This is a genomic window from Deltaproteobacteria bacterium, assembly GCA_020848745.1.
Taxonomy (GTDB): Bacteria; Desulfobacterota; Binatia; order UTPRO1; family UTPRO1; genus UTPRO1.
On sequence record JADLHM010000071.1, the window covers coordinates 1 to 8,695 of the forward strand.

Consider the following 8,695-nt stretch of genomic DNA (forward strand, 5'->3'; position numbering starts at 1 on the left):
CCTGCAGGAGGTCGACGATCGCGCCCGCGGCGCGCGGCCCGTGCCCGGAGAACGCGGCGAACCACGAGCGCAGACACGGCACCACCGCGACGTCGATGCTGCCGTCCGCGACCGGCAGCCGCACCGGGTCGAAGACGCGCGCGACGACGACGTGGTCGAGCCCGAAGGCGTCGGCCTGCGCGCGCACCACGCGCAACCGCTCGGCGACGGCGTCGAGTACCACCACCTGCGCCGCGCCGCGTGCGAGCGCGAGCGGAACGGCGCCCCACGTCGGACCGAGCACGAGCACGCGCGAGTGGCGGTCGAGATCCAGCAGCAGCTTCCACCCGGCGCGGGTCGGATCCGAGAGGTCCTGCAGGACGTCCTGCCAGGTGGCACCGGCGAACTTGGCGCGCAGGCGCTCCAGACGTCCGCCGGCCGGGCTCGCGAGGGTGCCGGCGAGCACCTCGCGCGCGAGCCGCCGCTCGGCCTCCGGCCATCCGACGATCGCGCAGTCCGCGATCAGCTCGGCCATCCGAGCGTCCTCGAACGAAGCCGGCCGCGGCAGCGCCGCCGCGAACCGCGGCCCGAGCACGTGGAGCCCGGCGTCGACGCGATACTGGAGCGCGCAGCGCGCGCAGGCCGCCCGCCCCCGCACGTCGTCGAGGGGACCGCGACACACCGGACACGCGAGCGGCTCGAAGCCGCCACGGTCCCCGAGGCTAGGCGAGATCAGGGCCATAGGCTTTCCAGCCGACCAGCTGCGGCAGGCTCACGTCGGAGGTCGCGAGGAAGATCGCGGTGAAGGCGATCGCCTTGACGGTGTACGCCGCGCTCGACGCGACCGCCGCGCCGACCAGCCCGTAGGCGGGGATGAGCGTGAGGTCCCCCGCGACCGTCACGACCAGGCCGGCCAGGGCCGTATAGGTGTTGAGCTCCGGCCGCCCGATGCCCACGTTGTATCCGGAGAGCACGCCGTCGGCGCCGTGCGCCGCGAGGCCGACGAGCAGGATGTAGAGCGCGGGCACCGCCGGCGCGAACTCGGCGCCGAAGAACGCGTGAATCAGCCGTTCGCCGACGACCGCGAGCACGAGGATCGCGGCCAGGTTGATGAGGAAGACGCGGCGGTAGAGGAAGACGCCGCGCACCCGCGCCTCGGCCGTGGACAGGCCCGCGATCAGCGGTCGCAGCACGAACGTCAGGCTCGCGGAGAGCGGCCGGAAGAGCTCCGCGACCTTGGACGCGACCGAGTAGCAGCCGACCACCTCGACGCTCGCGAGCGTCGCGAGGATCATCACGTCGAGCCGCCAGTTCAGCATGTTGGCCATGCGGCCGACGTGGCCCTTGATGCCGAACCGCATGGCGTCGCGCGCCAGGGCCGGGTGCAGGCGCGGCCAGGGTCGGATGCCGCGCCGCAGGAGCATGGCGGCGGCGAGCAGCACGCTCGCGACCGGCCCCGCCACCGCGGCCGCCACGACGAGCGTCATGTCTCCGATGCCCGCGAGGAGCGGCAGCAGCAGCGCGAGCGACACGACGTCGTCCGTCAAGAGCACGAGGTTCGCCGCCTTGAAGCTCCGCAGGCCCTGCTGCACCGAGTTCAGGTAGTCGCGCAGCAGGTTCATCGGAATCGCGAGCCCGACCAGGAGCGCGTCGCGGGCCGACAGCGTGCTGTAGAAGTGCGCGTGCAGGAGGTTGCCGGCCGCCCACCATCCGGCGCAGCCGAGCACTCCCAGCCCGAGCCCGAGCGCGACCGTGGTCTCCGTGATCGCCTGCACCGAGTAGCGCCGGCTTCCGATCAGATACGGATTCGCGATCGTCATGCCCGCGCCGAGGACCGCCGCGATCGTGCCGGGCAGCACGCGCACCAGGGCGAAGGTCCCCGCGCCGGTCGCGCCGAGCGCTCCGGCCACCACGACGGCGGCGAGCGCGGCCGTCGCCGTCGCGAGCAGCTTCGTGACGACCGTGATCGAGGTGGCGCGGACCAGGTTCATCGCTCGCGTCCCTTCACTCGAGCCCCGGCCAGACGAGCAGCGTCTTGCGGCCGTCGCCGTTGGTCCACGCCTGATAGAAGGCCCGGTTCAGATCGTCGGCGGAGCGCACCGGCACCGGCTCGCTCGCGATCACGTCGCCGAGCATCCGCTGGATGCGGGGATCGCGCATGCGGTCGAGGACCTGCTCGAAGTGCGACACGAAGCTGCGGTTGCAGCCGAGGAAGACGAGGCCCTTGCCGATCACCTCGCGGGTGTCGATCGCCACCGCGCGCTCGGACGGCCCGAACAGGACCGCGCACCCGCCCGGCCGGAGCGCGGCGACGGCCTGCGCCAGCGTCTCGCCGTTGGCGCTGCCCCCCACGCACTCGAAGGCGACGTCGATCGCGCCGCGCAGCCCGGCGAACGCCGTCGCGTCCTCGGCGTCGAGCACCGCGCCGACCAGGGCGGCGACGGCGCTCCGGCTCTCCCAGCCGTGTCCGGTCATCACGATCGCCTCCGGCGGCACCTGGTAGAAGCCGATCAGGGTGATCGCGACCATCTGCCCGATCGGCCCGTTGCCGAGGATGAGGTAGCGTCGATCGGGAAAGATCGGCGCCTTCTCGCAGCCCGCGAGCACCGTCGTGAGCGGCTCGGCGAGCGCCGCGACGCGATCCGGAACCTCCGCCGGCACCGGCACCACGAGCGACCCCGGATGCCGGAACACGCTCTGCGCCATGCCGTCGGTGTTGCTCGAGAGGTACAGGTGTTCGAGGCAGTAGTTCTCCCCGACGCCTCCCGGCCGGCACGCCGCGCAGCCCTCCGCCTTCGACGGATAGCGTTCCGGAAACGCGACGTAGCACGGAATGTTCGGCACGACCGCGACGCGCGTGCCGGGACGGATCCCGCCGCCCGGATGCGTCTCGACCACGTCGCCCACCCCCTCGTGCAGCAGCACGAGCGGCAGCTTCCGCGACAGCGCGGCGCGGTCGCGGGTGCCGGCGTAGAGCTTCAGATCCGAGCCGCACACCCCGGTCATGCGCGGCCGCACGAGCACGTCGCCCGGCCGCTCGAGGGCCACGGGGCGCTCGAGCGTCTCGATGCGAAACGGCTGCGTCAGCCGATAGGCGACCGCCGGATTCCAGCGTGAAGCTACCATCGGCTCCCGTCACCGGCGCGCTCGCGCTCGACCAGCCGCGACGCGAAGAGGAAGTCCTCGTGGGTGGTGATCTTGAAGTTCGAATACGAGCCTTCGACGACGCCGACCCGCCCGCCGGCGGCCAGCACGAGCTGCGCGTCGTCGGTCGCTCCGCTCACGTCGGATTGCGCCGCGCGCCGGTGCGCCTCGATCAGCACCTCGTAGCGGAAGGCCTGCGGCGCCTGCCCGTGGAAGAGGTAGGTCCGGTCGGGCACCCGCGCCATCAGGCCGTCGCGGCACTCCACGATCGTGTCGAGGGTCGGCACCACCACGTTCGCGGCGCCGACCTGCCGCGCCACCTCGATCGCCTCGACGATGACGCGCGGGCTCGTGAACGGCCGGACGCCATCCTGGACCAGGACGATCTCGCACGGCTCGATGGCCGCGAGCCCCGCGCCCGACGAGCCCTGCCGCGTGCTCGCGCCCGCCACCATGCGGCGCACCTTGAGGAAGCCGTAGGTATTGACGATGTCGTAGTAGAGCTGCTCGTAGCGCTGATTCACCACGAGCGTGACGTCGTCGACGAGGCCGAGGCTCTCGTAGGTCTCGAGGACGTACGCGAGAATCGGTTTCCCGTGCACCTGCACGAACTGCTTCGGAATGAAGCTCCCCGTGAAGCGGCTGCCGCTCCCCCCGGCGAGGATGATGGCGCGCACGCCCTTCCCCTTCGCGACGGTCGGATCCTTCGGGGCGTCCGCGGGGCGCGACGCGCCGCCCGCCCCTGCGCCGTTGCTCCCGGCGCCGCTTCCGTTGGCGGCGGCCTGCGGGCCGCCGCCGCGCTCGCGCGCGAAGGCCGCCTTGATGTGCTCGAGCTCGTACGTGGTCGGCATGGATTCTCCTTCAGAGCAGCTGCTGGCGCCGCGGGATCGCGCCGCGGCGGTAGACGTAGAGGAAACGCACGACCGCGCCCGCCGGCATGAGGAAGGCGAACGCCCACAGCACGGCCGCGTGCGCGCTCCCGATCCCGGGCAGCCCGGCCGGCACGAGCGCGTCGACGAGCCGGGCGATCACGACGTAGGTGAGAAACGCCGTCAGCCCGCGCACCATCACCAGCAGGATGCGCAGCCGTCCGCGCCAGCGTCCGCCGGCGCTGCGCTCCGGGGCGGCGACGTAGCGATCCTCGACGTCGTCGACCGCGCCGCCCTTGGCGCGGTACCACGAATCGACCGCGGCCTTGTCGACCATCAGGCCGAAGGCGGCCGCGAAGCCGAGGATCAGCGCCGTCGGATCGCCGACGCGCCGGTAGAACCCGAGCGCGGCGCAGAAGACGAAGAGCGGGAAGGTGATGCGGTCGGTGACGAGATCGTAGTAGGCCCCGCTGACGCTCGTCTGCTGGCGGCAGCGCGCCACCTCGCCGTCCACGTAGTCGAGCAGGACGTGCACGTGGAATCCGACGAGCCCGAGCAGCAGCACCCAGGGGGAGGTCGAGGCGAAGGCGGCCACCGAGGCCAGGCCGACGACGAAGCTCAGGGTGGTGATCTGGTCCGGGCGCAGCCGCGTGTGCAGCAGCACCCAGCGCGTGACGTGCACCGAGAGGCGCGGCATCAGAATGCGCATCTGCACGCCGGCGCGGAACTCCTCGCGCTTCGCGCCCCGCTTCACGTCGTCGAGGGTGAGCTCCATGGTTTCTCCGTTCATCGCGAGTGTCCTTCGGTCCCCGTGGCGGCCATGACCGAGAGCGGTCCGCGCCGGCCCGTCGGATCGGCGGCGTCGGTCTCCTGCAGCAAGCGCTCGATGTAGCGGTGCAGCCGGACGCCCGAATGACGGCAGACGGCGCGCGCCCAGCGCAGCGCCTCGCCACGCAGCTCGGGATCCGCGATCACCACGTGTCCGACGGACTGCGCGCGCAGGATGGACGAGAGCCCGTCGAGTGTCCCGAGCACGGGAAGCCGCCCGAGCTGGCGGCCTTGCAGCCGCGGCAGCGTCTCGACGAAGCCGACCGGCTCGACGTTCCCCATGCCGTTGCGCCGGAGATGGGTGATCGCGTGCTGCGCTTCCACGGCCGTGCCGCAGATCACGGCGCGTTCGGCGCGGCCGGCGCGCCGGACCGCGTCGGCGAGGAGCACGGGCGAAAAGCGAACCGCGGCGAGCACCGGCAGCAGGAAGAGGAAGCGCACCACGGCCGCCACCGGCGTCGCGGGAACACCGACGAGACGCAGCAGCACGTAGCTCGCACACGTCGCCGCCGCGCAGGCGCGCCCCAGAACCGCCAGGTCGTTCGCCCCGGTGCTCGCCCACCACACCGTCCGATAGACACCGAGCGCGCGAAAGGTCGCGAGATGCACGAGCGTGACGGCCGCCAGGCTCACCGCCGCCGACGTCCTGCTGAGGACCGGGTGGCCGCCGAGCGCGAGCGCCGCGCCTTGCGCGAGGAGCACCAGCACTCCGTCCGCCGCGACGATGAGCCAGCGCCGCCGCGCCAGGCGGCTCAGCACCGGCAGGATCAACCCGTTGCGCGCGGGCCGCAGCTCGTCGATGCCGAGCGCCTGGACGAGCCCGATCACCACGATGCCGAGGCCGAGCGCCAGGACGTCCGCCGGCCAGACCGGATTGTCGGCGGCCGCGAACGCGAGACCTCCGGTCACCAGCGCGCCGCCGTGCAGCCACGCGACCGCGCGGCGCTGGCCGAAGCCGAGATCGAGCAACCGGTGGTGGATGTGCCGGCGATCGGGACGAACGGTGTTGCGGAGGCCTTCCACGACTCCGGCCCCGAACGCTCCGTCTCCCCAAGCCGGAAGGCAGCGGGCGAGGAAGCGCCGCGCCATCGCCAGCAGCGTGTCGGTCGCCGGGACCGCGATCAACAGGAACGCGCTGAGCGGTCCGATGACGTCGCGGTGCTTGCCGGCGAGCGGCAGCACGGCGAGCGCGTATCCGATCAGCAGACTGCCCGTGTCGCCGAGGAAGATCGAGGCCGGGTGGTAGTTGTAGACGAGGAACCCGAGCAGCGCCGCACCGAGCACGAGCGGCAGCACGGCCGCGTCGATGTCTCCGAAGCGGAGCGCCGTCGCCCCGAGCCAGCCGAGCGCGATCACCCCGAGTCCCGAGGTCAACCCGTCGAGCCCGTCGCTCAGATTGAGCGCGTTGGTCGCGAAGACGATCCATCCGATCGTGAGCGCGGCATCGAGCAGCACCGGATCGAAGCCCCTGAGACCGGCGCCGGCCGCCCACGCGAAGAGCGTGAAGCGGAGGCCCGCGTGCACCGTGAGCGCCGCCGCGACGATCTGGGCGAGCAGCTTCAGGCCGGCGGGAAGGGCGCGCACGTCGTCGACGAGGCCGACGACCACGAGGAGTCCCGCCGCCATCCATACCTCGCGACCGAGCGCCGCCGGGGCGCTTTCCGTCACGAGGAGCGCCGTCCCCGTCGCGATCGCGATGCCGATGCCGCCCGCGCGGGCGATCGGTCGGACGTGCACGCGGCGCGCCCCCGGCTGGTCCGTGGCGCCGCACGCGGTGGCGAGCCGCCGCACGAGCGGCGTCAGCGCGACCGTGAGCGCGAAGGCGAGCACCAGCGCCGCGACGAGCGGAGTCACGACGTGACCTCGACGAGCACCCGCGGCGCGAACGCCCGCGCGCCGGACGCCGACGCCACCACCGGCGCCATGGGCGCCTGCGCTCGCAGCGCGACCAGCAGGGCGAGCGCGAACCACACATGGCGGAAATGGAACATCTCGACCACGGCGGCGTGCGCCGCGAGCGCCGCGACGAGGCCGAGCAGCGCCGCCGCCGCGACCGGCTCGTAGCCCCGGCCGCGGGCGGCGCGGATGCGAGCGACCTCGCGCCCCGCTCCGAGCAACACCCCGAGCCACGCCACGAGCCCGAGCGGCCCCCGCTCGGCGAGCATGCCGAGATACTCGTTGTGCGCGGAGTGGTCGCCGGCGATGGTATACGTTCTGAAATTGCCGGGGCCGACGCCCGTCGGCGTTTCGCGGACGCTCTCGAGCAGGCCCGCCCACACCTCGCGGCGCTCGCCGTATCCCTTCACGGCGCCGCCCCCGATGCTGCCGCGCGGCGCCGCGAACATGCCGAGCGACTCCTCCTGCACGCGCTCGAACGAGACCGCGAAGAGGGCGACGGCGCAGCCGACCCCGAGCAGGAGGGCACCGACGCGGCGGCGCGGCTGCGCAGTCGGCGATGCCAGCAGCGTGGCGACGCCACCGACCAGGAGACCGAGCAACGCGCCGTTGGACGCGGTCGCGAGCACGCCGGCCACGAGCGCGGCCATCGCCCCGTAGAAGATCCGCCACCCGGCCGCCGCCGCCGCCCACGCGAAGAAGAACGACACCATCAGGTAGTCCCCGAACATGTTCGGGTTCTCGAAGGTTCCCGTGGCCCGCACGTCGCCGGCGAAATGTCCGCCGAAGAGCCCGAGGTAGGCGTCGAGCGCGGCGAGGAGCGCCACCACGCAGGCGACCGCCACCCACGCGACCACGACGCGCAGGGGCCGGCAGTGCCGCGTGACGAAGTCCGCGAGCGTGACGAACCAGGCGTAGAGATACAGATCCTGCACCAGCGTGAGCACGGCGACCGAACGGTTCGCCGCGGACACCATGCCGCCGAGGCTGCCGATCAGGAGCAGCCACATCGCGGCGCGCAGCGGTAGTTCGATCGGCTCCGCACGGGTCAGGATGCGCGTCCAGTAGACGAGCAGGAAGCCCGCGTTCACGGCGTCGAGCACCGTCGTATGCGCCGGGCCCTGCACGGCGACGATCGGCGTCACCAGCGCCATCACGCCGACCAGGACGTCGCCGCCCCACCCGCTCTGCCGCGTCGGGACGCTCACCGTCGGCCTCGCTGCGCCACGAGCGGCGGAGCGGTCGCGAGTAGCGGGTCGGTCCCGTCGCCCGCCGCGTCGCGCGCGCCACGCACGGCCGCCAGCCCCCTCGACTGCAGGGCGGCACGATAGGTTTGCACCAGCCGTTGGGCGACGCGGCGCTCGTCGAAATGCTCGCGGGCGTGCGCCGCGGCTCGCAGACCCATCTGGGCGCGCAGCGCGGGAGCGGCGAGCAGGGCGTCGAGGCGATCGGTCAGCCGCTCGGCGTCACCGAGCGGAACCAGGTAGCCCGTCACCCCGTCGACGACCACCTCGCGGCTCCCCTTCACGTCGGTCGCCACCGCGGGCACTCCCACCGCGGCCGCCTGCATGAGCGCGCGCGGAATGCCTTCCTTCACCGAGGTCAACACGACCACGTCGGCAGCGGCCGTCAGTGCGGGGACGTCGTAGCGGTAGCCGAGGAACTCCACCGCATCCGCGAGGCCCGCGCGCGCGAGGTCCTCGCGGTACTGCCCCTCGAGCGGCCCGTCGCCGACCAGACGCAGGACGACGTCGTGCGTCCGCCGCAGAGTCGCCAGCGCCCGGAACAGCATGGGGTGGTTCTTCACCGGCTCGATCCGGCCGACGCAGAGCAGGACCAAGCGGGGGTTCGTCGGCGGCGCGGACCGCTGGGCGAAGCGCTCCAGATTGATCCCGTTGCCGACGTAGTGGATGCCGTGGCGGGGGCGCAGCCCGATCGCGCGCGCCACCTCGATCTCCTCGCGGCTCTGGCACAGGAGC

The 8,695-nt window shown here is 72.9% G+C and carries 8 protein-coding genes; all 8 read right to left on the reverse strand.

Features of this window, described 5'->3' with window-relative positions:
- On the reverse strand, nucleotides 1-721 hold a 721-nt coding region (locus IT293_10875; protein MCC6765156.1), incomplete at its 3' end, for a hypothetical protein.
- Nucleotides 702-1,970, reverse strand: coding sequence for an oligosaccharide flippase family protein (locus IT293_10880; GenBank protein ID MCC6765157.1), 1,269 nt, complete (start codon nucleotides 1,968-1,970; stop codon nucleotides 702-704). The genes IT293_10875 and IT293_10880, both read right to left, overlap by 20 nt.
- 13 nt (nucleotides 1,971-1,983) lie before the next feature.
- Nucleotides 1,984-3,105, reverse strand: coding sequence for an alcohol dehydrogenase catalytic domain-containing protein (locus IT293_10885; protein MCC6765158.1), 1,122 nt, complete (start codon nucleotides 3,103-3,105; stop codon nucleotides 1,984-1,986).
- On the reverse strand, nucleotides 3,099-3,974 hold the full coding sequence (locus IT293_10890; GenBank protein ID MCC6765159.1) for a 2-C-methyl-D-erythritol 4-phosphate cytidylyltransferase: 876 nt from the start codon (nucleotides 3,972-3,974) through the stop codon (nucleotides 3,099-3,101). Before IT293_10890 ends, IT293_10885 begins: the two co-directional genes overlap by 7 nt.
- 10 nt (nucleotides 3,975-3,984) lie before the next feature.
- Nucleotides 3,985-4,782, reverse strand: a complete 798-nt coding sequence (locus IT293_10895; GenBank protein MCC6765160.1) for a CDP-alcohol phosphatidyltransferase family protein — start codon at nucleotides 4,780-4,782, stop codon at nucleotides 3,985-3,987.
- Nucleotides 4,779-6,674 carry a hypothetical protein gene (locus tag IT293_10900; GenBank protein ID MCC6765161.1) on the reverse strand — a complete coding sequence of 632 codons (1,896 nt, stop codon included), beginning with the start codon at nucleotides 6,672-6,674 and terminating at the stop codon, nucleotides 4,779-4,781. The genes IT293_10895 and IT293_10900 overlap by 4 nt, the downstream gene beginning before the upstream one ends.
- Nucleotides 6,671-7,924 carry an O-antigen ligase family protein gene (locus IT293_10905; GenBank protein ID MCC6765162.1) on the reverse strand — a complete coding sequence of 418 codons (1,254 nt, stop codon included), beginning with the start codon at nucleotides 7,922-7,924 and terminating at the stop codon, nucleotides 6,671-6,673. The genes IT293_10900 and IT293_10905 overlap by 4 nt, the downstream gene beginning before the upstream one ends.
- On the reverse strand, nucleotides 7,921-8,664 hold the full coding sequence (locus IT293_10910) for a glycosyltransferase (GenBank protein MCC6765163.1): 744 nt from the start codon (nucleotides 8,662-8,664) through the stop codon (nucleotides 7,921-7,923). The genes IT293_10905 and IT293_10910 overlap by 4 nt, the downstream gene beginning before the upstream one ends.
- Nucleotides 8,665-8,695 lie beyond the last annotated feature (31 nt).